The organism is Aerophototrophica crusticola (assembly GCF_012913305.1).
In the GTDB taxonomy this organism is placed as follows: domain Bacteria; phylum Pseudomonadota; class Alphaproteobacteria; order Azospirillales; family Azospirillaceae; genus Niveispirillum; species Niveispirillum crusticola.
The window spans coordinates 3,283,173-3,304,808 of record NZ_CP051775.1 but is presented as its reverse complement, the minus strand read 5'-3'; the positions used below and the strand labels follow the sequence as shown (position 1 = coordinate 3,304,808).

Here is a 21,636-nt window from a genome sequence, read left to right as displayed (position 1 = left end):
GCCGGGCGTAACGGCCCGGTGAATTTTGTAAATGCCGTGCAACGCCGGCGGACAGGCCGCAACGGCCGCGCCATAGTCCCGGGGTAGAGCCATTCCCATGCGAAAGACCCGTCCCATGGATGCCAGCCCCCTCGCCGCCCGCCCGCGCCTGAACCCCGGCATCCCCGCGGGGGGCGTCGCGGCCCTGGCCGTGACCCTGGCCATGGTGGGCTGGGGCATCATGGCCGGCGGGTCGTCGGACCGGGGGTTCGACGTGGATTTCGACTTCGACACCGACCGGGCCGCCTTCCACGTCCCGGCACCCCCTGCCCCGCCGGCCCCGCCCGCCCCGCCCCGCGGGCCCGGCGCCCCGGGGGAGATCGTGGTGCGGGTGGACGCGGACGCCATCCGCCGGGCGGTGGAGGAAGGCCTGCGCACCGGCGACGTGGAGGCGATCCGGCGGGAGGCGCTGCGCGCGGCCGAGCAGGCCCGCGGCGCCCAGGCCCAGGCCATGGCCGCCCTGTCCGCCGGGCTCCAGGCCCAGGACGGCGCCCTGAAGGCCAGCTTCACCGCGCCCCGGGGCGTGCGGCTGGTGGACATCACCGGCGACGTGCGGGTGGAGGTGAGCCGCCGGGCCGACAAGGTGGGGCTGGAGGTTGAGGGCGGCGGCGAATCCCTGCGCACCGGCGTGGTGGACGGCACCCTGACCCTGGTGGGTCGCGGCGGCGACATCCCCGGCGCCGACATCAAGCTGGTGGTGCCGGATGAGGCGAGCCTGGAGATCACCGGCCTGGCCGGCGACCTGGCCATCGACGGCAACATCGACGGCAAGCTGACCCTGGACCTGCGCCGCGGCGACGTCACCGCCGGCCGCCTGCAGGATGCCAACATCACCGTGCATGAGGCCGGGACCTTCACCGCCGACCGGGTGGAAGGCAAGCTGTCCTTCAGCGCCCACGGCCATGGGGAACTGACCGTGGATCGGGCCGGCACGCTGAGCCTGGACGTGGCCGGCAACGCGGAAGTGAATGTGGGCCGGGTGGAAAGCGGGCTGACCCTGTCCATCCCCGGCCATGCCGACGTCACCGTGGACCGGGTGGAGGGCCCGGTGAAGGCCGACCTGCCCGGCGCCGGCACGGTACGGATCAACGGCGGCACCGCCTCCCCCCTCAAGGTGGCATCCACGGGGGCGGCGGAGTTCACCTTCGACGGCACGGCGGAGAACCCGGAGGTGCTGGCCGCCGGTGCCGGCAGCGTCCACGTCTCCCGCCACACCGGCACCGCCCGGGTGCAGAACATCGGCCAGGGCAGGGCCATCGTCGGCGATTGACGTCGGCGACTGACGGGCGCCCTGGACCACGGCGCCGGGGCGGCGCACACTTCCCCCATGCGCAAGCCCCCGCCCAAACCCCGCCCCCGGCGGAGCCCGAGCCCGGCGCCCTGGACCACCGCCTGTCGGCGGCGGAGCTGGAGCGTCGGCGCAAGCGCGCCCTGGGCGACGGTTTCCGCAAGCGGGTGGAGGACCAGGCCCGGGCCGCGGGGGAGGACCCCTATGCCCTGCTCGCCCAGACGATCCGGAAGATGCTGCGGGACGGCTGAAGGGGGTATGCACCCCCCTCGCCTGCGCCACGCTGCCCTGATCTTGCGGCCACAAATCCGAAATGCCGCCAGGGACCTGCCCAAAACCGGCCACGGTTCGATCTCCAAACTAATGGGCAGCCGGTCGGGGGAAATACCCCGCCGGCGGGGCCGGGAAGGCCCGATGTCCTGAGCTTCGGAGGGAACAGATGCGTGTCCATGTCCTGGTCGGCGCCGCCGCCATCGCCCTGATCACCGGTGCCGCGAGCGCGGGCCTGGTGGGTGGGGTCACCGGTTCCGCCGGGGGGAGCGTGACCGGCACCCTGGGCGTCACCGGCCCGGCCGCCCCCGGCAACACCCTGGGCAGGGCGACCGACACCCTGGGCAAGACGCAGGAGCGGGCCGGCAGCCTGGCCGGCACCGCCGCCGCCCGGGCGGAGAAGGCCAGGGCCGCCGCGGAAGCCAAGGCTGCCACCGTGACCGATACCGTCGCCGCCAAGACCGACACGGCCACGGAAAAGGTCGCCGCCGCCGGCGACAAGGCGACGGCCACCGCAGCCACCCTGCCCGCCACCGCCGCGGACAAGGCGACCGCCGCCACCGGCAAGGCCGAGGGCCTGCCGGCCCAGGCCGCGGACAAGGCCGACGCCGCCGTCACCAAGGCCGCCGAGGCGAAGGCCGAGCCGAAGCCCGCCCCCAAGGCGGACCCCAAGCCCGAGGTGAAGGCGGAAGCCAAGCCGGACGCGAAGGCCAGCGCCACCCCGTCGGGCGTCCAGGCCGGCGCCGGCGTCAGCGCCACGGCAAGCGCCGGCACCGCCAAGTAAGGTCTCAACAGCCCGATACCCCAGGGGGCGGTGCCAAGCGGCGCCGCCCCTTCTGCTTTGCGGCGGGGGCGCTGCCAGGGGGTGACAAGCACCGCCCGTCTTTGCCACCTTGCCCCAGCCCCCAAGGACAAGGCCATCCCCTGCCCATGCTGCGACTGCCCCGCCTGACCTTCCCCCTCGCCCTGGCCCTGTTGCTGGCCGCCTGCACACAGAAGGCGGAGGAGCCGCCGCCCCCGCCGCGGCTGACCCTGTCCGCCGCCAGCCTCAACGACCTGCCGGGCTGGTCCGCCGACCGCCCGGCAGAGGCGCTGCCCGCCCTGGCCAGGTCCTGCCCCAAGCTGCTGGCCCAGCCTGCCGACCGGCCCGTGGGCCCCGACGGCATCATGGGCCGCATCGCCGACTGGCAGGAACCCTGCCGCGCCCTGGCCGCCGTGCCCGCGGGCGACGACGCGGCGGCGCGGGCCTGGCTGGAGCGCTGGTTCACCCCCTGGCTGGCCGCCAACAACGGCAAGGCCGACGGCCTGTTCACCGGTTATTACGAGGCGGAGCTGCGCGGCAGCCGCACCCGCCAGGGCGCCTACCAGACCCCCCTGTACCGCCGCCCGCCGGACCTGGTGATGGTGGATCTGGGGGAGTTCCGCCCGGCCATGAAGGGGGAGCGCATCGCCGGCCGGGTGGTGGACGGCCGGCTGAGGCCCTTCGAGGACCGCAAGGCCATCGAGGCCGGCGCCCTGGCCGGCAAGGGGCTGGAGCTGCTGTGGGTGGACGATCCCGTGGACGCCTTCTTCCTGCAGATCCAGGGCAGCGGCCGGGTGATGATGGATGACGGGACGGAGGCCCGCATCGGCTTCGACGGCCAGAACGGCCACCCCTATGTCGCCATCGGCAAAGAACTGGTGGCCCGCGGCGCGCTGGCCAAGGAACAGGTCAGCATGCAATCCATCCGCGCTTGGCTGGAAGCCAACCCGGCGGAGACGAAGGCCGTGCTGGACAGCAACCCGTCCTTCGTCTTCTTCCGCCCGCTGGAAGGGGAAGGCCCCCTGGGCGGCCAGGGCGTGGCCCTGACCCCCGGCCGGTCGCTGGCCATCGACCGCAGCTTCATCGCCTATGGCGTGCCCCTGTGGCTGGACGCCCAGGACCCGCTGGACGCCAACGCGCGCATCCGCCGCCTGATGGTGGCCCAGGACACGGGCGGCGCCATCCGCGGCCCCGTGCGCGGCGATGTGTTCTGGGGCCATGGCGCCGACGCCGAACTGCGCGCCGGCAAGATGAAGAGCGAGGGACGCTACTGGCTGTTCCTGCCGAAGACGGTCACGCCGCCGGTGTCGTGACGCCCCTCACCCCGCCCCGTTCGCCCCGTCGTTCGCCGCCAGGGTGCCGGGGGCGAACTCGTCGGTGGGGGAGCGTTCCAGTCGGTCGGCCACCACCTCGAAGGCGCGGGCGTTGTGGTCCATCTGGGGCTTGATGGGGGCGTTCTGGTCGCCGACCTGGCGGAAGAAGTCGGCGGCATCGCGCAGCAGCTGGGCGGCGATCTCGGCATTCGTGGGCATGGGTCTCGTCCTTGCTCAGGCGCTTTCACGGGTGGGCTCGGCCGGTTGGTCGGGCAGGTTCAGGGCGGCCAGCCGGTCCCGGTCCTCGCGCAACCGGTCCTGGTGGCCGGCCATGGCCTCCAGCACCTCTTCCGGCAGGTCCAGGTCCAGCATGCGGCCATAGACGGACAGGGTGGCTTCCTGCGCCGCCACCGTGTCGGCCAGGATGGCCGGGTCGCTGCGGGCACCCAGGGCGGCGGCCACCTCCGCCACCATCCGCCGGGCCCCGCCCATCAGGGTGCCGGTGGCCTCCGGCGCCCCCCCAAGGGCGGCCACGGTCCGTTGCAGGTCCCGCACGATGGCGCCGCGGCGGGCCGCCATGTCGTTCAGCAGGGCCTTGGTGGCCTCGTCCTTCATGTCCTCGGCCGAGCGCTGCAGGCCCAGATGGCTGTCCTCTGTGGCCTGGATCAGGTCGTTAAGCGTGTCGATGACGGCGTCTTGTTCCATGCCGCGTTCCCCCGGAGCCCGGACATCGCGCCCGTCCCAGGGAAACCCCGGGGCAAGGCTGCCGGTTCCCCCCGCGCTTCGGCGGAAAGGGGCACCGCACCAGGGGGCTTGGATTCGCCGGAAGGGGACGCTAGCCTAGCGGAAAGGAACGGGTCGGGATGCAACCCGTCGGCGAAACATCCGGTCCTGTCAGGGGCCGGCCCACAGGGAAAGGGAACGGGAAGGATGGGCGTGCTCGGGATCGACGCGCTGCTGGACCGGCAGGCGATCCAGGATTGTCTGGCACGCTACTGCCGCGGCATGGACCAGAAGGACCGCCGGCTGCTGGCCAGCGCCTATTGGCCGGAGGCCCAGGGCCCCGAGGGGGTCGAGGGGGGCCTGGCCGCCATCGGGGCCGCCATCGAGCAGGCCGTCGGCACGGGCTGCACGCCCCACCGTTGCATGCATAAGCTGGGCAACGTGCTGATCCGCTTGGAGGGCGACCGGGCCGAGGTGGAATCCTACGTCGTCGCCTACCATTGGGTCCGGGAGGGCGGCGTGGAGCGGCAGGTGGTGGTGGGCGGCCGCTACCTTGACCGGTTCGAGCGCCGTGATGGCGACTGGCGCATCGCGGAACGCCGCTTCGTCCTGGACTGGAACCGCAGCGACGCCCGCCAGGACACCGCCGAGGTGGGCCTGCTGTCCCTCCGCGGCGCCTTGATCGAGGCGGCGCCGTAGCCCGGAGAGGGCTGGGGTGCCGTCGGATTACGGCGCGTCGCGCCTGATCCGACCTGCGACTTCCCCCAACTCCCCGCTGAGCCGCAGCGTCACCAGCCCGCCCAGCTCCGCCTCCAGCGCGGGATCGTCGACCGCCGCCATCCCCGGCGGCAGCCAGCTCGCGACCAGCGGGGCCGGGTCCCGGCGGGCGGCGATGTGGAGGAACGGCCGCAGGTCGAACCGGAAGGCCCGGTGGCCGCGGGGGAAGCGGTCCAACAGGATGACGCTGGGTGCCTGCCCTGCCAGCACCGCCAGGGTGGCCGCGGCGCGGCGCTTCTTCCAGGCGTTGTCCACCGGCTCCAGCGTGTCCGGCCGGCAGACCAGGCCCGCCCCGTCCCCCACGGCGGGCGGCAGCGGCGCCACGGCCACGCCGGGGATGTCCGGCAGACCGACACCGCCCCAGGCCAGGGTCACGGCGAACCCCGCCCCCGCCAGCGCCCCGGCCATGGCCAGCAGCGGCGGTTCCTCCGCCCCGGACAGGGGTTGGGCCCAGAACAGGAGCTTGGTCACGCGGCCGGCACCACCACCCGGTCCCCAGGGCCTGCGGCTTCCAACAAGGCCAGCACCGCGGGCAGGTCCACGGCCACGCAGCCGGCGGTGCCCTCATACTCCGGCCGGGCCAGGTGCAGGAAGATGGCGCTGCCCAGGCCGGGCACGGGCGGGTCGTCATTGTGGCCCAGGATGACGACCACGTCATAGACAGGGTCCTCCCGCCACATCACCTCGTGGCTCGCCGCGAAGGGCAGCTTGACCGGGCGGTTGTAGTCGGGATGGGCGGGGTCGTCGCACCAGCCGTCGTCCGGTTCGATGGCCGCCACCGGCAACGCCGTGCGCGGCGCCGCCAGCCGGTCCGGCCGGTACAGCACACGGCGCAAGGGCCAAGCCCCCACCGGCGTGGCCCCGTCCCCTTCCCGCTTGTCGCCGACGATCCCGTTCCGCCCCACGGCACATCGGGCACCGCCGCCCGGCCAGGAAAGGCGCCAAGTCCCGTCGGCTTCACGTGAAACAATCAGGTCCATGGTCGCAGTCCTCGAGGCGAGGGGCTGATTTTCACGGACGACACGGACACTCCACGGACAAGCACGGACAGAATTTTTTGGCGCCAAGCGCCGCAGGCATCACCCTTTTTGTCCGTGTCCGTCCGTGGCTTGTCCGTGCCGTCCGGTCTATTGCAAAAACGCCCGGGTCAGAACGCCCTCGGCTCGAAGCTTGCCGGGGCCGGGTCCACCACGTTGACGCCGGCCCGGGTCACCTCCAGCACCGGCAGGCCCCGTTCCGGCAGGCCGTTGGGCAGCAGGCGGAAGATGCCGTCGATACCGGCGAAGCCGTTGGGGTTGGTCAGGGCGCCGGGGGTGAAGGGCTCCCGCCCGCCGCCCTTGGACAGCACCGCCGCCAGGGCCGTGGCGTCATAGGCCAGGGTCGCCAGCCGGTGCGGCCGGTAACCGTACAGCTCCTGGAAGCGCGCCTCGAAGGGCTGGCGGGACTCCGGGGCCGGGGCGGCGTACCAGCCGCCCAGCAGGGCAGGTTCCCGGCCCAGGCCCGGCTCGTCCCACAGGCCGGTGCCCAGCACCCGCACGGGCCCCGGGTCCACGTCGAAGAAGGGTAGCAGGCTGGCCAGTTCCTTCAGCTTGGCCCCGCCTTCGGCCAGCAGCACGGCCTGGTAGGGCAGCTCCCCGAAGGTGCTGGCGTTGGCGAGCCGCCTCAGCCCCGGCTCATCCCCCGCCTGGCGCAGGCGGGCGCGCTCCGCCTCCAGGGCGGCGCGGCGACGGTCGAACTCGGCGAAACGCTTCACCAGGTCGGTGGGGTTGGACGGGTTGGCGGCATAGCGCTCCACCTTCGTCACCTGCCCGCCGCCGGCCTGGGCCGCCTGGGCCAGGCTGTCCACCACGGCCTGGCCATAGGCGGTGTTGGGCGCCAGCACGCCGAAGCGGGTGATGCCCTGGGCCAGGGCGTGGTTCACCACCCGGCGCACCTGGTCCTGCGGCTGGAAGCCAAGGGTCCACAACCCACCCCCGGCGATGGCCCAGTCGCTGCTGAAGCTCAGCACCGGCACGTTGGCCGTGGCTGCGATGGGGCGGATGGCGGTGGCGTCATTGCTGAACAGGGGACCCAGCACCAGCTTGGCGCCCTCGTCCATGGCGGCCTGGGCGGCGGCGGCGGCCCCTTCCGGCGTGCCGCGGGTGTCACGGGGCAGCAACAGGAACTCATCCCCCGCCAGCTCGAACACCGCCAGTTGGGCGGCGTCCAGCATGCTCTTGCCGATGTTGGCGCCCCGGCCGGTCAGGGGCAGCAGCAGGGCGATACGGGTTTTCCCATCATTGGGGACCACCCGCGGCGGCGGGGCCACCACCTGGGGTAACACCTCGGCCTGCGGCGGGGGTTGCGGTGGGGGTGGCGGGGCCGGTACCGTCTGGGGGCTGGCGCAGGCGACGAGCCCGGCCAGTGCCATGCACGCGGCCACCCCGCGCATGCGCTTTCCCACCCGTTGCCGCGTGAAACCCAACAGCCCCATGGCCCAACCCCCTGACTCTGACGCCGGCGACCCCGACACGACTGAGGACAACGCCGCAACCGGCGGTCCGGATTTCGGCGCGGAGCCTACCGGCGTGAAGCCCGGCCGTAAACCCGGACCCGGACTCCACATCGTGGCAACCCCCATCGGCAACGCGGGCGACATCACCCTGCGCGCGCTGGAGACGCTGCGCGGCGTGGACGCCGTGGCCTGTGAGGATACCCGCACCACAGGCAGCCTGCTGCGCCGGTATGGCATTTCCGTGCCCTTGTTTCCGTATCATGAGCACAACGCCGCCAAGGTCCGCCCCAGATCCTGGCCCGGGTGGCGGCGGGGGAGGCGATCGCGCTGGTGTCCGATGCCGGCACCCCGCTGGTCAGCGACCCCGGCTTCAAACTGGTGCGGGAGGCGCGGGAGGCAGGCCTGCCCGTCACCCACCTGCCCGGGGCCAACGCGGCCATCACCGCCCTGGTGCTGTCCGGCCTGCCCAGCGACCGGTTCCTGTTCACGGGCTTCCTGCCCAACAAGGGCGGCCCCCGCCGCACGGCGTTGGAGGAGCTGAAGCCCGTCCCCGCCACCCTGGTGCTGTACGAGTCCCCCAGCGCCTGCCCGACTTCCTGGCCGACGCGGCCTCCGTGCTGGGCAACCGGGAAGCCGCCGTGGCGCGGGAGCTGACCAAGCTGTTCGAGGAGGTGCGCCGCGCCCCCCTGCCGGAGCTGGCCGCCCACTACGCCCAGGCCGGCCCGCCCAAGGGGGAGGTGGTGGTGGTCATCGCCCCGCCCGCGGAGGGGGCGGCGCAGGCCGAGGCCGCCGACCTGGACACGCTGCTGCGCCAGGCCCTGGCCAGCATGAGCGTCCGCGACGCCGCCGCCCACGTGGCCACCGTCACCGGCCAGCCCAAGAAGCAGGTCTACGCCCGCGCCCTGGAACTGGCGTCCGCGGCACGGGACGGGGGGCCATGAGAGCGCCAGCGACGCATGGCCCCAGGCCGGCGACCGCCGGCCCGCGGACGCGTGTCCGCGCAAGCCAAGCCGGCGGAGCCGGCGCCCGGCGCTTGAGGGAACAAGCGTAATGCCGAAGCAGCGGACGAAGCGCGACCGGCGCAGCGCCGAGCGGAAAGGCCGCTGGGCGGAGTGGCTGTGCTGCTTCTCCCTGTGGCTGCGCGGCTACCGCATCCTGGGCACAAGGCTGCGGCTGTCGGGCGGGGAGATCGACATCCTGGCCGTGAAGGGTAAGGCCCTGGCCGTGATCGAGGTGAAGGCCCGCCCCAGCCTGGAAGCCGCGCTCGCCGCCGTGTCCCTGCCCAACTGGCGCCGCCGCCACGCCGCCGCCAACCAATACCTGTCCGGCCGCTCCCACCTGCACAGCCTGGGCATCCGCTTCGACCTGATGGTGGTCCGCCGCCGCCGCTGGCCCAAGCACATCAAGGATGTCTGGCGGGCGGAGGGGTAGGCACTCCCGTAGGTCGGATTAGGGGCAAAGCCCCGTAATCCGACGGCCCCAGAACCCGCCGCCCTCACGTCGGATTACGCGAGCTTGCGCTCACTAATCCGACCTACGAACCGATATACCAGTCAAGCAACAGCATTCGTTAATTAATCCGGACCAGGCGATAGTCCAAAACCCAAAAGCCACACCGTGTCCTGACAGCTTCCTTCACGAAGATTGTCGCTTCATCGACACAACATGCGTTTTCCCTGTCACGGTCCCCCCTTGGCTTGGGTACCCATAAGCGGAAGACCACCCCCATTGCGGTTTGCCTGTCCCATGATTGTCTTGGCTTTGGTTAATTCCTGTTAACCATTGCCGCCCATCCTGCCCCTCGTCGCCCGGCACCCCCGGGACGGCAGCACCAGAAGGCCGGTGGGGTCCGCCCCGCCTGCCTTGGCGGTGGGGGCCAAAGCCCGGCGATGGCCGGAAACCCTTCCTCCCGGCCCCGCCCGCCAAGCAAGCGCGACCGCGCCACCCGACCCCGACCCGTCGCCAAGCGGGCCCAGGGGACGGGCGCGGCTTGCCGCCGGCCAGAAGAACGACAAGGGGACAGAGGCAAACATGACCCAGACCATCACCCTGCGCTCCGGCGCGGATGCCGACGACATCCTTTCCGCCGTCGCCAAGGCCGGCGCGGACGCCCGCATCGTCTTCCCGAAGAACGAGACCATCCGCCTGGACAAGTCGCTGTCGTTCGACCTGAACGGCCGCAAGATCACCTTCGACCTGAACGGCGCCACCCTGCAGCAGGGCAGCAAGATGGGCACCGTCATCAAGGTGGAAGGCGGGTTGGAGCAGGCCCACGGCGCCAGCGGCCTGTCCACCAAGGACGGCAAGCTGGTCATCGACCTGAAAGGCATGCCCCAGGGCATCCAGGTGGGCGACTGGGTCAAGGTCACCGCCGACGACAAGCTCCCCAACGCCAAGCATTCCGGCAACAACCCGGTCCGCATCGGCCAGGCCACCAAGGTGGTGGACATCCAGGGCGACAAGCTGATCTGCGACCCGCCCCTGCATGAGCAGTCGGTCTACAAGACCAACATCCGCGTGGCGGCGTTCGAGACGGGCAAGTTCACCCTGGTGGACGGCACCATCAAGGGCAATGGCGACAGCGGCGCCGCCCTGGTCAGCATCCGGTCCACCGTGAACCCGGAGGTGCACAAGGTGATGGTGCGGGACGGCGGCGGCCCCGGCATCGACTTCGTCAACACGGTCCTGGCCAAGGCGACGGAGGTGGCGGCCGTCAACCTGAAGGACGACATCGCCAACGGCCATTACGGCTACGGCGTCCACTCCGCCCAGTCTTACGGCACCCATGTGGACGGGCTGTACGGCCAGCGGGTGCGGCACACCGCCGACAACAACAGCGGCAGCGACCCCGCCAACTCCGACATGTCCAAATATGGCGGCGACATCGGCATGGTGGTAAAGAACGCCATCAGCTACGGCACCACGGCGGCCGCCTATTCCTGGCATTCCGAGGCCAAGCTGGGCGTCTATGACAGCGTCTTCGCCTTCGACAGCCAGCAGCTGGCCGTGCTGCGCGGGGTGGACAACGTCTTCAAGAACAGCGGCGGCAGCAACATGCCCCGCGGCATCCAGCTGTTCGAGTATGGCGACGGCGACGGCAAGCGCCTGCTGGTGGAGGACGTGGTCCTGCGCGACATGACCGACAAGACCCTGGTCACCGCCGGCTCCGTCACCAACAGCATCGTCCGCAACGGGGAGTTCGAGAGCGCCCGCCAGTGGCACTTCGGCGTGGGCGGCGGCGTGAAGCTGGAGAACGTGCAGCGCCTCTGGGACCGCGGCGGGGAGGACGAGACCCTGGGCGGCACCGCGGGCCAGGACATCCGCCTGGGCGGCGACGGCAGGGACACCATCACCACCGGCGCCGGCGACGACCTTGTCTGGGGTGGCCGCGGGGCCGACCGCCTGACCGGCGGCGCGGGCCGTGACCGCTTCCTGTTCAACGACGTGTCAGAGGCCGGGGATACCATCACCGACTTCCAGGCCGGCCGCGGCGGCGACGTGATCGACCTGGGCGCCCTGCTGGTCCGCGGCGGGCTGATGCTGGCCGACAGCTACGGCAGCCACGTGAAGGCGGTGCAGTCCGGCGCCGACACCAGGATCCTGGTGGACCTGGACGGGGCCGGCAGCGGCCGGGCGGTGGAACTGGCGACCCTGAAGGGCGTCCAGGCCAATAGCCTGACCGGGGACAACATCAAGCTGACCCTCGGCACCGGCTCCAGCCTGGGCTTGGTGGGCCTGTCCGACACCGCCACGGTGGACACGGGCTTGTTGTTGGGGTGAGGCGAAGAGCCAAGTGATGTCGGGGTTCCCGTTGGTCACCCCGACCTACGGTCCATCGTAGGTCGGGGTGAGGCGAAGCCGAACCCCGACACACCCCAATAACGACGGCGTCACCGCATCAACAGCGGCCCCAGCTTCTTCCCGCCGACGATGTGCAGGTGGTAGTGGGGCACCTCCTGGTGGCTGTCGGGGCCGTGGTTGGCCAGGATGCGGTAGCCGGTGTCCTCCACCCCCGCCTGGCGGGCGATCAGGCCCGCGGCGCGGGTGAAGCCGACGATCTCCTCCGGCGTCGCCTTCTCGCTGAAGTCGGCGAAGCTGACATAAGCGCCCTTGGGGATGACCAGGATGTGGGTCGGCGCCTGGGGGTGGATGTCGTGGAAGGCCAGCACGTGCTGGTCCTCATACACCTTCTTACAGGGAATCTCCCCGCGCAGGATGCGGGCGAAGATGTTGTTCGGGTCGTAGGTCATCCGTTGGTTCCTCCCGGTGGTGACGCGCGTTGGGCTATCCGGCCGGGATGGGGGTGATTGTTTCCCCCGCGAAGGCGGGGGCCCACGGTTTTTGACCCCAATCCCGCCGGACACCGATTCCAAGAACTGTGGACCCCCGCCTTCGTGGGGGAAGCAGGGGAGACGGGACAGGCAACCTTCCGGCCCTACCCCTTCCTGTTCTTCTTCTCCTCGATGCCGCTCACCCCCTTGCGGCCTTCCAGGATGCCATAGACCTCCGCCGGGTCCACGCCCGCGTCGGCCCACAGGACCAGCAGGTGGTACAAGAGGTCGGCGCTTTCCTCCGCCAGCTTCTGCTTGTCGCCGCGCACCCCCTCGATCACCGTCTCCACCGCCTCCTCCCCCAGCTTCTGGGCGATCTTGGCGCGGCCGCGGCTGAACAGGCGGGCGGTGTGGGAGGTTTCGGGGTCGGCGCCCTTGCGGGACAGGATGGTGGCGTAGAGCGCGTCCAGCACCTCCACGCCCGGCGCGCCGGCCTTCTTCTTGCTGTTCTCGGCCAAGGGTTGGCCCTTTCCTAGTGCCGGACGGGGATGCCGGCGGCCGCCAGGTGCGCCTTGGCCTGGCCGACGGTGAAGGTGCCGAAATGGAAGATGCTGGCCGCCAGCACGGCGCTGGCATGGCCGTCGCGGATGCCCGCGGCAAGGTGGTCCAGGGTGCCCACCCCGCCCGACGCGATGACCGGCACCGGCACGGCATCGGCCACGGCGCGGGTCAGGGCGATGTCGAAGCCGGACTTGGTGCCGTCCCGGTCCATGCTGGTCAGCAGGATCTCCCCCGCGCCCAAGCTGGCCATCCGCTGCGCCCAGGCCACCGCCTCCAGCCCCGTGGCGTTGCGGCCGCCATGGGTGAAGACCTCCCACCGCCCCGGCGCCACCTGCTTGGCGTCCACCGCCACCACCACGCACTGGGCGCCGAACTTCTCCGCCGCCTCCCGCACGAAGTCCGGCCGGTGCACGGCCGCGGTGTTGATGGAGACCTTGTCGGCCCCCGCCAGCAGCAGCTTGCGGATGTCCTCCACCGTGCGCACGCCCCCGCCCACGGTCAGGGGCATGAACACCTGCTCCGCCGTCCGGCGCACCACGTCGAAGATGGTGTCCCGGTTCTCATGGCTGGCGGTGATGTCCAGGAAGGTCAGCTCGTCCGCCCCGGCGGCGTCATAGACCCGGGCCTGCTCCACGGGGTCGCCCGCGTCCACCAGGTCGACGAAGTTGACACCCTTGACCACCCGGCCGTCCTTCACGTCCAGGCAGGGGATGATGCGCGCCTTCAGCATCAGGCGGCCCCCCGCAGCACGGCCAGGGCCTTGCCCGGGTCGATGCGGCCGTCATAGAGGGCCCGGCCGCTGATCACCCCCTCGATGCCCGTATGCTCCACCGCCTTCAGGGCCTGCAGGTCGGCCAGGGTGGAGACGCCGCCCGAGGCGATCACCGGCGTGGTCAGGTGGCTGGCCAGGTCCGCCGTCGCCTCCACGTTCACCCCGCCCAGCGCCCCGTCCCGGTCGATGTCGGTGTAGATGATGGCGGCCACGCCGCAATCCTCGAACTTCAGGGCCAGGTCCAGCGCCTTCACCTCGCTCGTCTCCGCCCAGCCCTCCACCGCCACATAGCCGTCGCGGGCGTCGATGCCGACACAGACCTGGCCGGGGAAGCGCTTGCACGCCTCCTTCACCAAAGCGGGGTCGCGCAGGGCGATGGTGCCCAGGATCACGCGCTTGATGCCGCGGCTGAGCCACGCCTCGATGGTGGCGATGTCGCGGATGCCGCCGCCCAGCTGGGCCGGCAGGCGGGTGCGGGACAGGATGCGCTCCACCGCCTCGGCGTTCACCGGCTTGCCGGCGAAGGCGCCGTTCAGGTCCACCAGGTGCAGCCATTGGAAGCCCTGCGCCTCGAACCGCACGGCCTGCTCCGACGGGTCGCTGCTGAACACCGTGGCCTGGGCCATGTCGCCGCGGACCAGCCGCACGGCGTTGCCATCCTTCAGGTCGATGGCGGGGAACAGGATCATCTCAGCGCTCCTCCCCGCCGTCGCGCGGGGCCGTTTCGTCCAGGTCCTTGTAGTAGTAGAAGCCCGCGAAGACCCGTCCATGTGCCATGGCGTAGCGGGGGTGGCTGCCCCAGCGCTTGTAGCCCAGGCTCTCATACAGGGCGATGGCCGCCTTCTGCGTGTCGCGCACGTCCAGGTTCAGCACCTTGAAGCCTTCCTGGCGCGCCCGCCCCTCCACCGCCAGGGTCAGCATCCGCGCCAGCCCATGGCCCCGGGCCCAGGGGGCGACGAAGGCCGTGGTCAGCCCGGCGGCGAAATGCTGGGCCTCGTTGTTGCGGGTGGGCCGGACCAGCTGGGCGGAGCCGGCGATCACCCCGTCCAGCCGGCCCACGAACAGGGTCCGCTCCGGCACCGCCAGCACGCCGCGCCAATACCGCTCCATCACGTCCCGGGGCGGCGGGTCCACCCAGCCGAAGCCGCCGCCATCCACGATGGCCGCGTCCGCCGCGTCGCACAGGTCGTAAAGGTCGCCGCGCCTGAACTCCTCGACCACCTCGACCGCGGTGGTGGCCTTCTGCATCATGTTCATCGGGGACCCTCAGGGATGCCAGCGCAGGAAGTTGGCGATCAGGGCAAGGCCGGTGGCCTGGCTCTTCTCCGGGTGGAACTGGGTGCCGACAAGGTTGTCCCGGCCCACCACCGCCGCGAAGGGCCCGCCATAGCCGCATTCCGCCAGGACCAGGGTGGGGTCGGCGGGGCGCATGCAGTAGGAATGGACGAAATAGGCATGGGACCGGTTGGGGATGCCGTGCAGCACCGGGTGCTGCGGCCGGACCACCAGCAACTCGTTCCAGCCCATGTGCGGGATCTTCAGGGCCGGGTCGGACGGGGTGAGGGGCCCCACCTCCGCGTCCAGCCAGCCCAGGCCCGCATGCTCCCCATGCTCGTGCCCCACCCGGGCCATCAGCTGCATGCCCACGCAGATCCCCAGGAAGGGCCGCTTGTGCACCAGCACCGTCTCATACAGCGCGGTGACCATGCCCGGCACCGCCTCCAGCCCGCCCATGCAGTCGGCAAACGCCCCGACCCCCGGCAGAACCACCCGGTCGGCCCGGCGCACCGCGTCGGGGTCCGCCGTCAACTGCACCACCACGTCCAGCCCGGCCTCAAGGGCCGCCCGCTCCAGCGCCTTGGCGGCGGAGCGCAGGTTGCCGGAGCCGTAATCGATCAGGGCGACGGTTTCGGTCATGTCAGGGCCTTCGATGCCGTAATACCGTAGGTCGGACTAGCGGCAACGCCGCATAATCCGACATCAAAACGTCGATGGTGGGCCGTCGGATTACGCTACGCTAATCCGACCTACAACGACCCGCCAAGCACGCCCTTCGTCGACGGGACGGCGTCGGCCTTGCGGGGGTCGATCTCGATGGCCGCCCGCAGGGCCCGGGCCAGGGCCTTGTAGCAGCTCTCCACGATGTGGTGGTTGTTCTCGCCGTACAGGTTCTCGACATGCAGGGTGGCGCCGGCCGTCTGGGCGAAGGCCTGGAACCACTCCTTGAACAATTCCGTGTCCATGTCCCCCAGCTTGTCCCGGGTGAAGTTCACCTTCCAGATCAGGTAGGGCCGGTTGGACAGGTCGATGGCGCAGCGGGTCAGCGCCTCATCCATGGGCAGGTAGGCATGGCCGTAGCGCTGGATGCCCTTGCGGTCGCCCAGGGCCTTGGCCACCGCCTCGCCGATGGCTAGCCCCGTGTCCTCTGTCGTGTGGTGGAAGTCGATGTGCAGGTCGCCCTCCGCCTTCACCGTCAGGTCCATCAGGGAATGGCGGCTGAGCTGTTCCAGCATGTGGTCCAGGAAGCCCACCCCGGTGGAGACCGAGTACTGGCCGGTGCCGTCCAGGTCCACGGACACCTGGATGCGGGTTTCCTTCGTCGTCCGGGCGACGCTGGCGGTGCGGCGGGGGGCGGGGGCGATGCTGTCCATGCCGGTTAGGTAGCAAGGGCCGGCGGCTTCGTCCACAACCACCCCCGCCATGCTGTCCTGCCCTGGGGTCTTGCCGGCCCTAGACTTGTAGGCTACCGTCCGCGAGCACACGCACCGCGGGAACAACGCCATGCACATAGCCGCACGGCTTTGGTTCGGCTTATACGCGCGGCTGTTGATCGTGACCGATCAACAGCCCCCTCAAGCGCCGGGCGCCCGCATCTGCGGGCTTGGCTCACGCGGGCATGGGCCCGCGGGCCGGCGGTCGCCGGCCTTCAACGGCATGAGCCTTTGCCTCAAGCCGTTAGCCCTGCTAGCCAGCCTGACCGGCTGCGGCCTGGGGGCGGGCCTGGGCGACGGCGGGCTTGGTCCCGCCCCGCCGCGTGAGGCCGTGGTCTGGGAAGCGTCCGCCGCCCGCACCCGCCCGGCCAGCGGCATGATGGTGCCCACCGGTTTCCAGAAGCTGGTGTTCGACATCCCCCGGGGCACCGATGTGGGCGGCTATCCCTTCAGCCTGCTCTGCGGCCCGCCCTATGAGCGGATGACCTGGGTCACCCCGCCCGGCGCCAAGCTGGGGTTGGCGGAGGTGGTGTATGAGGGGCTGTCCACCCTGGGCTATGACATGGTGGGCGACCCCGCCCGCCTGTTCGAGCTGGAGGAGGACTACCAGCGGGCGGAGGCGCTGCTGGCCGGCCGGGTGACCTTCGTCCGTTACGACCTTTGCAACGCCGTCAACTTCTGGACCGGCTGGCCGGAGGGGGTGACCGGCCAGGCCCAGGTGCGGGTAGACTGGGCGCTCTATTCCCGGGTGGACCGCCGCATGCTGGCCCAGGCCACGACAGAGGGGCACGGCAAGCTGGACCGCGCCAGCGCCGACGGGGAGTACCTGGTGCTGCAATCCGCCTTGGCGGACGCGGTGAATGCCCTGGGCGCCACGCCCGCCTTCCGCGCCGCCCTGACCCGCGGCGGGGCAAGCGCCCCCGGGGGCGACCAGGCCGTGGCCCGCAGCCTGCGCACCCTGCGGGAGGGCAGCCGCGACCCCGCGGAGGGCCTGCTGGAATTCCGCGGCGCCGCCGCACCCCCCGCCTGGACCGGCGGGGTGCCGGGGGAAGGCGGGCGGGAAGAAGCCGAAGGACCACCCGTCCGCATGGCCGCCGCGGCCGCGCCGGGCCTCTCGCCCGTCGTCGGGGCTCCCGGTGACCCACCGCCATCCGCACTGCCGGGCCAGGCGCCTGCCTGGGTGGACGGCCCTGCCCCGGCAATCGCCCTCACCGCCCCCGGTTCACCGGGGCCCGGCACCCCCCAGCCTTCCCGGCCCGACACCGACCTGTCCCCCGTTTCCGGCGGCCTTCCCTGGCTGGACCTGCCCGCTTTCCCCCTGCGGTCCAAGCCCCTGGACGGGCGGGTGCAGGACCAGGCAGTGCTGGTGGCGGCCGGGGGCGGGCACGGCTCCGGCTTCTTCATCGACCCGGACGGGCTGCTGCTGACCAACGCCCATGTGGTGGGCAATGCGGATCGGGTGCGGGTGGTGTTGCAGGATGGGGTGGCCCTGGTGGGCACGGTGGAGCGGGTGCACCGCAAGCGCGACGTGGCCCTGGTCCGCGTCCCCCGCGGCCGCTACCCCGCCCTGCCCCTGCGCTTGGCCCCCCGCCGGTGAGCGAGACGGTGCTGGCCGTGGGTGCCCCCCTGTCCGAACGCATGCAGGGCACGGTGACCCAGGGCATCGTCAGCTCCCACCGCAAGGACCGGCTGACCGGCTATCCCCTGATCCAGGCCGACACGATCGTCCATCCCGGCAACAGCGGCGGCCCGCTGCTGGACGCCAACGGCAACGTGGTCGGCATCACCGTCGCCACCTTCAGCAACGCCGAGGGCCTGAACACCGGCCTGAACTTCTTCATCCCCATCGCCGACGCCCTGGCCCGGCTGAACCTGCGGGTGGAGGGGGGTGGGCCGGGAAGTTGACGGTGCAGGGCCCTTTGATTGGCGGTCGGTTTGGTGGTGGGGGGTGTGGGGAAAACGGAGTTGAACGGATCGAAACGGATTTGAACGGTAATGTTGGTGTGGCGAAAGGCGTAGGGATTTATCCGGCTATCAGAGTTCCAGTCTAATTCTCATCCCCTTTTTCGCGCCTGCGGCGTAATATTTCCTGACAACTTCCGCGGAGCAGACGAACACCTCCACCACCAACCCCGCCTACCGTTTACATCCGTTTCGATCCGTTCAAATCCGTTTTCCCAACACACGCCCTCGCCGGCACCCCGGCGCCAAGCACATCCCCGTGCCCTCCGCCACCATTGACGCCCCTACCCGCCCGCGTCACCCTGGACCCACCCAACAACCGCACCGGCAGGCCGGCCGTGAAGGAAAAGGAACTTCGGGTCGCGCTGGTCTGCTATGGCGGCGTGTCGCTGGCCGTGTACATGCACGGGGTGACGAAGGAGGTGTGGAAGCTGGCCCGGGCGTCCCGTGCCTGCCATGACCGGCGGCCGACCGCCGCCCCGGTGGAGGACAGCGAGGGTGTCTACCTGGACCTGCTGCGGCGGCTGGGGCGGGACCTGTCCCTGCGGGTGGTGGTGGACGTGGTGGCGGGGTCCAGCGCCGGGGGTATCAACGGCGTGCTGCTGGCCCGCGCCCTGGCCCACGATCTGAGCCTGGAGCCCCTGACCCGGCTGTGGCTGGAAAACGCGGACGTCACCCGCCTGCTGGGCGATGACCGCCGCGCCGGGAAATGGAGCAAGTGGTTCCTGCGCCCCTTCCTGTGGGCCGGCCTGCCCCGGCTGGAGCGGCTGGCCCCCGACCCGGAGGTGCGGGAGAAGCTGTCCCTGTTCGTCCGCTCCCGCTGGTTCCAGCCGCCCTTCGACGGGGACCGGCTGATGGCTTTCCTGCTGGAGGCCGCCTATGCCATGGGCCCGGCCGACGACGGGCCGGAGGGGCCGAGCCTGCTGCCCCGCGGCCTGCCGCTGACCCTGTTCGTCACGGCCACGGACTTCCACGGCTACCGCACCCGCATCCCCGCCCACGACCCGCCCCTGGTGGAGGAGCGGGAGCACCGGCACATCTTCGCCTTCCGCTACCGCCGCGCCGCGGAGGGCCCGGTGGAGAGCGACTTCACCGATGCCAACGTGCCCGGCCTGGTCTTCGCCGCCCGGGCCACCAGCAGCTTCCCCGGCGCCTTCCCCCCGGCCCGCCTGCCCCAGATGGACCGGCTGCTGGAGGACCAGGGGCTGGACTGGCCGGACCGGGACAGGTTCCTGGCCGGCAACTTCCAGCCCTACCTGGCCGCGGGCGCCAGCCCGGCCCAGGCCTGCTTCATCGACGGCAGCGTGCTGAACAACAAGCCTTTCGCCGCGGCCCTGGCGGCCATTGCCGGCCGCCCCGCCTACCGTGAGGTGGACCGCCGCGTCGTCTATGTGGACCCCAACCCCGCCGGCCCCACCGGCCCGGGGCGGGCGGACGTGCCCGGCTTCTTCCGGACGCTGAAGGGGGCTTTGTCCGACATCCCCCGGAACGAGCCCACCCGTGACGCCCTGGGCGCCATCGCCGACGCCAACCGCCGGGTGGAGCGGCTGCAAGGGGTGCTGGACGCCGCCCGGCCCCGCATCGCCGACCAGGTGGCGGCCATCGTGGGCGGCCCCCTGCCCGACGCCCCGGGCATGGAGCAGGTCCGCCGCTGGCGGGAGGGCGCCAGCCGCCGCGCCGCCGCCCAGGCCGGCTTCGCCTTTGAGGCCTATATCCGCCTGAAGATCGAGGGGGTGCTGGAGGAGCTGTCGGGCCTGCTCTCCACCCTGTCCGGGCACCCCGACCCCGCCGGCCGCGCCGCCCTGCTGGCTGCCCTGAAGGGCTGGGCCCGTGCGCGCGGCATCCTGCCCGACCGGCTGGACGCGCCGGAGCCCGGCGGCCCCGCCCCCGCCTGGGTGGGGTTCCTGCAGGGGTTCGACATCGGCTTCCGCGAGCGCCGCCTGCGCTTCCTGATCCGGGAGCTGAACCTGCTGTATGAGGCGGTGGGCACCGGCGCCCTGGCCGATACCCGCCCCCATGACCTGGATGAGCTGAAGGTCGCCTTCTATGGCAGCCTGGAGGGGCTGCGCCGGGCCCGCGCGCTGGAGACCCTGTCGGCGGAGGACCGCCCCGCCCTGGCCGCCCTGCTCTCTGCCGCCGCGATCCCCGGCCCGGCCGACCTGGACGGGGCGTTGGGCATCCTGGAACGGGCCTGGGCCCTGGAAGGCAGCAGCCGGGAGGTGGATGAGGTCTTCGCCCTGATGGGCCTGAACTATCTGGGCCTCGCCGCCCGGCAGCAGCTTTTCGAGGCGTACCTGGGCTTCGCCTTCTGGGACGTGCTGACCTTCAGCACCAGCGGCTGGCAGGAGTTGGACGAGTTCCACGCCATCAAGGTGGACCGCATCGCCCCGCCCGACGCCCGCCTGCTACGCGAGGCCGGCGCCCCGCAGCAGATGCGCAGCGCCCGGCTGAACGCCTTCGGCGGCTTCTTCAGCCGCACCGATCGGGAGCACGACTATGTGCTGGGCCGCCTGCACGCGGCGGAGCGGGTGATCGACCTGGTCCTGGACAGCGCCGGCAACCCCCTGCCCCCGGCCGAGGTCCGCGCTGCCAAGCTGTCCGCCTTCCACGCCATCCTTGATGCCGAACGCCAGCGCCTGGGGTCCGGCAGCGCCGGTTTGTGCCAGGCGGAGGCTTGGGTAGAGCGGTGCCAGGTGCCATAAGGCGACGTCGGGCACGCGGAGCGAGTCTTCCAGGAGACACGGACGACACGGATGCCGCTTCGCGGCCACGGATAGGCACGGATGGCATTGGATGCCGTGTGGCCCTCACCGCACCGACACCCCGCGGCGAAGCCGCAAGAACATCCTACTGCGGCTTCGCCGCGCTTGGTCTTCATCAAGGCCGAACGGCCCCGTTGAACCGTCCGTGTCATCCGTGGCCGCGCAAGCGGCATCCGTGCCGTCCGTGTCCCCTGGCCGAACACCAGCCCCAGGCCCGACCGCCTCGATCGCACCGAAAGAAAAAGGGCGGGCCCCGCAGAGCCCGCCCCCTGTCTCCAGTCCAGGACCGGAACCTCACTCCTTGTCGGTGCCCTTGGCCCGCTCGAAGGACTCCATGATCAGCTTGGCGGCCTCGTCGGCCTCGCCCCAGCGGACCACGCGGACCCACTTGCCGTGCTCCAGATCCTTGTAGTGCTCGAAGAAGTGGGCGATCTGCTCCACCAGGATCTGGGGCAGCTGCCGGTAGCTGGCGATGTTGGAGTAGAAGGGGTGCAGCTTGTCCACCGGCACGGCCAGGATCTTCTCGTCCACGCCGGCGTCGTCTTCCATGATCAGCACGCCGATGGGGCGGCTGCGCAGGATCACGCCCGGCACCACGGCCTGGGTGCCCACCACCATCACGTCCATCGGGTCGCCGTCCAGCGCCAGCGTGTGCGGGACGAAGCCGTAGTTGGCCGGGTAGAACATGGCGGTGTGGAGGAACCGGTCCACGAACAGGGCGCCGCTGTCCTTGTCCATCTCGTACTTGACGGGCTGGCCACCCTGCGGGATCTCGATGACGACGTTCAGGTCCCAGGGGGGTTCTTGCCCACGGGGATCTTGGTGATGTCCATGGTTCGGCCTTCTGACAATATAGGGAGCGCGGCCCCTGGGGCACCGCACGTCGCCGGG

At 71.4% G+C, this 21,636-nt stretch carries 24 protein-coding genes and 2 pseudogenes; 13 read left to right on the top strand and 13 right to left on the bottom strand.

Going from position 1 to position 21,636, the window contains the following annotated elements:
* Nucleotides 1-97 precede the first annotated feature (97 nt).
* The 4 genes from HHL28_RS16230 (at nt 98) to mltA (ending at nt 3,712) form a co-directional block, all read left to right on the top strand.
* Nucleotides 98-1,309, top strand: a complete 1,212-nt coding sequence (locus tag HHL28_RS16230; RefSeq protein ID WP_404325984.1) for a GIN domain-containing protein — start codon at nt 98-100, stop codon at nt 1,307-1,309.
* Complete coding sequence (locus HHL28_RS16225; protein WP_169655481.1) at nt 1,306-1,578, top strand: hypothetical protein; 273 nt, start codon at nt 1,306-1,308, stop codon at nt 1,576-1,578. Before HHL28_RS16230 ends, HHL28_RS16225 begins: the two co-directional genes overlap by 4 nt.
* Nucleotides 1,579-1,766: 188 nt before the next feature.
* The gene (locus HHL28_RS16220) at nt 1,767-2,381 is read left to right on the top strand and encodes a hypothetical protein (protein WP_075770262.1); all 615 of its coding nucleotides are present in this window, start codon (nt 1,767-1,769) and stop codon (nt 2,379-2,381) included.
* A 146-nt stretch (nt 2,382-2,527) separates the two neighbouring features.
* Nucleotides 2,528-3,712 carry a murein transglycosylase A gene (gene mltA, locus HHL28_RS16215; protein ID WP_075770261.1) on the top strand — a complete coding sequence of 395 codons (1,185 nt, stop codon included), beginning with the start codon at nt 2,528-2,530 and terminating at the stop codon, nt 3,710-3,712.
* A 6-nt stretch (nt 3,713-3,718) separates the two neighbouring features.
* Here the strand turns inward: mltA and HHL28_RS16210 are convergent, their stop codons facing one another.
* Both HHL28_RS16210 and HHL28_RS16205 read right to left on the bottom strand, forming a co-directional pair.
* Entirely contained in the window at nt 3,719-3,931 is a 213-nt protein-coding gene (locus tag HHL28_RS16210; RefSeq protein WP_075770260.1) for a hypothetical protein, read from the bottom strand.
* A gap of 15 nt (nt 3,932-3,946) precedes the next feature.
* Nucleotides 3,947-4,417 (bottom strand): PA2169 family four-helix-bundle protein, encoded by a 471-nt coding sequence (locus tag HHL28_RS16205; RefSeq protein WP_075770259.1) that lies wholly within the window; start codon nt 4,415-4,417, stop codon nt 3,947-3,949.
* Between the two features lie 225 nt (nt 4,418-4,642).
* On the opposite strand from HHL28_RS16205, the gene HHL28_RS16200 reads away from it, so the two are divergent.
* Entirely contained in the window at nt 4,643-5,134 is a 492-nt protein-coding gene (locus HHL28_RS16200) for a nuclear transport factor 2 family protein (protein ID WP_075770258.1), read from the top strand.
* A gap of 27 nt (nt 5,135-5,161) precedes the next feature.
* Here the strand turns inward: HHL28_RS16200 and HHL28_RS16195 are convergent, their stop codons facing one another.
* The 3 genes from HHL28_RS16195 to HHL28_RS16185 form a co-directional block, all read right to left on the bottom strand.
* Nucleotides 5,162-5,683: a hypothetical protein gene (locus HHL28_RS16195; RefSeq protein WP_075770257.1), complete on the bottom strand. Its 522-nt coding sequence runs from the start codon at nt 5,681-5,683 to the stop codon at nt 5,162-5,164.
* Nucleotides 5,680-6,192: a L,D-transpeptidase family protein gene (locus tag HHL28_RS16190; RefSeq protein WP_075770256.1), complete on the bottom strand. Its 513-nt coding sequence runs from the start codon at nt 6,190-6,192 to the stop codon at nt 5,680-5,682. Before HHL28_RS16190 ends, HHL28_RS16195 begins: the two co-directional genes overlap by 4 nt.
* Before the next feature lie 167 nt (nt 6,193-6,359).
* The gene (locus tag HHL28_RS16185; RefSeq protein ID WP_404325980.1) at nt 6,360-7,622 is read right to left on the bottom strand and encodes a penicillin-binding protein activator; all 1,263 of its coding nucleotides are present in this window, start codon (nt 7,620-7,622) and stop codon (nt 6,360-6,362) included.
* Between HHL28_RS16185 and HHL28_RS18900 the strand changes: the two are divergent.
* From HHL28_RS18900 to HHL28_RS16170, 5 genes and pseudogenes are all read left to right on the top strand, one after another.
* Nucleotides 7,621-7,875: pseudogene (locus tag HHL28_RS18900) on the top strand (hypothetical protein); the annotation flags it as partial. The gene HHL28_RS16185 and the pseudogene HHL28_RS18900 sit on opposite strands and share 2 nt — an antisense overlap.
* A gap of 161 nt (nt 7,876-8,036) precedes the next feature.
* Nucleotides 8,037-8,360, top strand: a complete 324-nt coding sequence (locus HHL28_RS18895; RefSeq protein ID WP_404325979.1) for an SAM-dependent methyltransferase — start codon at nt 8,037-8,039, stop codon at nt 8,358-8,360.
* Nucleotides 8,345-8,647 (top strand): hypothetical protein, encoded by a 303-nt coding sequence (locus HHL28_RS18890; RefSeq protein ID WP_404325977.1) that lies wholly within the window; start codon nt 8,345-8,347, stop codon nt 8,645-8,647. Before HHL28_RS18895 ends, HHL28_RS18890 begins: the two co-directional genes overlap by 16 nt.
* A 109-nt stretch (nt 8,648-8,756) precedes the next feature.
* Nucleotides 8,757-9,137: a YraN family protein gene (locus HHL28_RS16175; protein WP_075770254.1), complete on the top strand. Its 381-nt coding sequence runs from the start codon at nt 8,757-8,759 to the stop codon at nt 9,135-9,137.
* A 600-nt stretch (nt 9,138-9,737) separates the two neighbouring features.
* Nucleotides 9,738-11,486 (top strand): type I secretion C-terminal target domain-containing protein, encoded by a 1,749-nt coding sequence (locus HHL28_RS16170; protein WP_075770253.1) that lies wholly within the window; start codon nt 9,738-9,740, stop codon nt 11,484-11,486.
* Nucleotides 11,487-11,596: 110 nt separating this feature from the next.
* On the opposite strand, the gene HHL28_RS16165 is transcribed toward HHL28_RS16170, so the two are convergent.
* From HHL28_RS16165 to hisB, 7 genes are all read right to left on the bottom strand, one after another.
* Nucleotides 11,597-11,956 carry a histidine triad nucleotide-binding protein gene (locus HHL28_RS16165; RefSeq protein WP_075770252.1) on the bottom strand — a complete coding sequence of 120 codons (360 nt, stop codon included), beginning with the start codon at nt 11,954-11,956 and terminating at the stop codon, nt 11,597-11,599.
* Nucleotides 11,957-12,141: 185 nt separating this feature from the next.
* Nucleotides 12,142-12,495 carry a phosphoribosyl-ATP diphosphatase gene (locus HHL28_RS16160; RefSeq protein WP_404325975.1) on the bottom strand — a complete coding sequence of 118 codons (354 nt, stop codon included), beginning with the start codon at nt 12,493-12,495 and terminating at the stop codon, nt 12,142-12,144.
* A gap of 14 nt (nt 12,496-12,509) precedes the next feature.
* On the bottom strand, nt 12,510-13,268 hold the full coding sequence (gene hisF / locus HHL28_RS16155; protein ID WP_075770251.1) for an imidazole glycerol phosphate synthase subunit HisF: 759 nt from the start codon (nt 13,266-13,268) through the stop codon (nt 12,510-12,512).
* Nucleotides 13,268-13,999, bottom strand: a complete 732-nt coding sequence (hisA, locus tag HHL28_RS16150) for a 1-(5-phosphoribosyl)-5-[(5-phosphoribosylamino)methylideneamino]imidazole-4-carboxamide isomerase (protein WP_075770250.1) — start codon at nt 13,997-13,999, stop codon at nt 13,268-13,270. Before hisA ends, hisF begins: the two co-directional genes overlap by 1 nt.
* A 1-nt stretch (nt 14,000) precedes the next feature.
* Entirely contained in the window at nt 14,001-14,567 is a 567-nt protein-coding gene (locus tag HHL28_RS16145; RefSeq protein ID WP_075770249.1) for a GNAT family N-acetyltransferase, read from the bottom strand.
* Between the two features lie 9 nt (nt 14,568-14,576).
* Nucleotides 14,577-15,227, bottom strand: coding sequence for an imidazole glycerol phosphate synthase subunit HisH (gene hisH, locus HHL28_RS16140; RefSeq protein ID WP_075770248.1), 651 nt, complete (start codon nt 15,225-15,227; stop codon nt 14,577-14,579).
* 110 nt (nt 15,228-15,337) lie between these two features.
* Nucleotides 15,338-15,961 (bottom strand): imidazoleglycerol-phosphate dehydratase HisB, encoded by a 624-nt coding sequence (gene hisB, locus HHL28_RS16135; protein WP_075770290.1) that lies wholly within the window; start codon nt 15,959-15,961, stop codon nt 15,338-15,340.
* Nucleotides 15,962-16,244: 283 nt separating this feature from the next.
* Between hisB and HHL28_RS16130 the strand changes: the two genes are divergently transcribed.
* The 3 genes from HHL28_RS16130 (at nt 16,245) to HHL28_RS16120 (ending at nt 20,685) form a co-directional block, all read left to right on the top strand.
* Nucleotides 16,245-17,618 carry a S1 family peptidase gene (locus tag HHL28_RS16130; RefSeq protein WP_169655479.1) on the top strand — a complete coding sequence of 458 codons (1,374 nt, stop codon included), beginning with the start codon at nt 16,245-16,247 and terminating at the stop codon, nt 17,616-17,618.
* Nucleotides 17,615-17,926, top strand: coding sequence for a trypsin-like peptidase domain-containing protein (locus tag HHL28_RS16125; RefSeq protein WP_169655477.1), 312 nt, complete (start codon nt 17,615-17,617; stop codon nt 17,924-17,926). The genes HHL28_RS16130 and HHL28_RS16125 overlap by 4 nt, the downstream gene beginning before the upstream one ends.
* A gap of 395 nt (nt 17,927-18,321) precedes the next feature.
* The gene (locus HHL28_RS16120; protein WP_169655475.1) at nt 18,322-20,685 is read left to right on the top strand and encodes a patatin-like protein; all 2,364 of its coding nucleotides are present in this window, start codon (nt 18,322-18,324) and stop codon (nt 20,683-20,685) included.
* A 354-nt stretch (nt 20,686-21,039) separates the two neighbouring features.
* Here the strand turns inward: HHL28_RS16120 and ppa are convergent.
* Nucleotides 21,040-21,578, bottom strand: a pseudogene (ppa, locus tag HHL28_RS16115) (inorganic diphosphatase).
* Nucleotides 21,579-21,636 lie beyond the last annotated feature (58 nt).

Bases quoted from the DNA above. Each gene is read 5' to 3' on its own strand.
- HHL28_RS16230 (WP_404325984.1), top strand. From the start codon at position 98: ATGCGAAAGACCCGTCCCATGGATGCCAGCCCCCTCGCCGCCCGCCCG.
- HHL28_RS16220 (WP_075770262.1), top strand. From the start codon at position 1,767: ATGCGTGTCCATGTCCTGGTCGGCGCCGCCGCCATCGCCCTGATCACC.
- mltA (WP_075770261.1), top strand. From the start codon at position 2,528: ATGCTGCGACTGCCCCGCCTGACCTTCCCCCTCGCCCTGGCCCTGTTG.
- HHL28_RS16210 (WP_075770260.1), bottom strand. From the start codon at position 3,931: ATGCCCACGAATGCCGAGATCGCCGCCCAGCTGCTGCGCGATGCCGCC.
- HHL28_RS16205 (WP_075770259.1), bottom strand. From the start codon at position 4,417: ATGGAACAAGACGCCGTCATCGACACGCTTAACGACCTGATCCAGGCC.
- HHL28_RS16200 (WP_075770258.1), top strand. From the start codon at position 4,643: ATGGGCGTGCTCGGGATCGACGCGCTGCTGGACCGGCAGGCGATCCAG.
- HHL28_RS16190 (WP_075770256.1), bottom strand. From the start codon at position 6,192: ATGGACCTGATTGTTTCACGTGAAGCCGACGGGACTTGGCGCCTTTCC.
- HHL28_RS16185 (WP_404325980.1), bottom strand. From the start codon at position 7,622: ATGGCACTGGCCGGGCTCGTCGCCTGCGCCAGCCCCCAGACGGTACCG.
- HHL28_RS16175 (WP_075770254.1), top strand. From the start codon at position 8,757: ATGCCGAAGCAGCGGACGAAGCGCGACCGGCGCAGCGCCGAGCGGAAA.
- HHL28_RS16170 (WP_075770253.1), top strand. From the start codon at position 9,738: ATGACCCAGACCATCACCCTGCGCTCCGGCGCGGATGCCGACGACATC.
- HHL28_RS16165 (WP_075770252.1), bottom strand. From the start codon at position 11,956: ATGACCTACGACCCGAACAACATCTTCGCCCGCATCCTGCGCGGGGAG.
- hisF (WP_075770251.1), bottom strand. From the start codon at position 13,268: ATGCTGAAGGCGCGCATCATCCCCTGCCTGGACGTGAAGGACGGCCGG.
- hisA (WP_075770250.1), bottom strand. From the start codon at position 13,999: ATGATCCTGTTCCCCGCCATCGACCTGAAGGATGGCAACGCCGTGCGG.
- HHL28_RS16145 (WP_075770249.1), bottom strand. From the start codon at position 14,567: ATGAACATGATGCAGAAGGCCACCACCGCGGTCGAGGTGGTCGAGGAG.
- hisH (WP_075770248.1), bottom strand. From the start codon at position 15,227: ATGACCGAAACCGTCGCCCTGATCGATTACGGCTCCGGCAACCTGCGC.
- hisB (WP_075770290.1), bottom strand. From the start codon at position 15,961: ATGGACAGCATCGCCCCCGCCCCCCGCCGCACCGCCAGCGTCGCCCGG.
- HHL28_RS16130 (WP_169655479.1), top strand. From the start codon at position 16,245: ATGAGCCTTTGCCTCAAGCCGTTAGCCCTGCTAGCCAGCCTGACCGGC.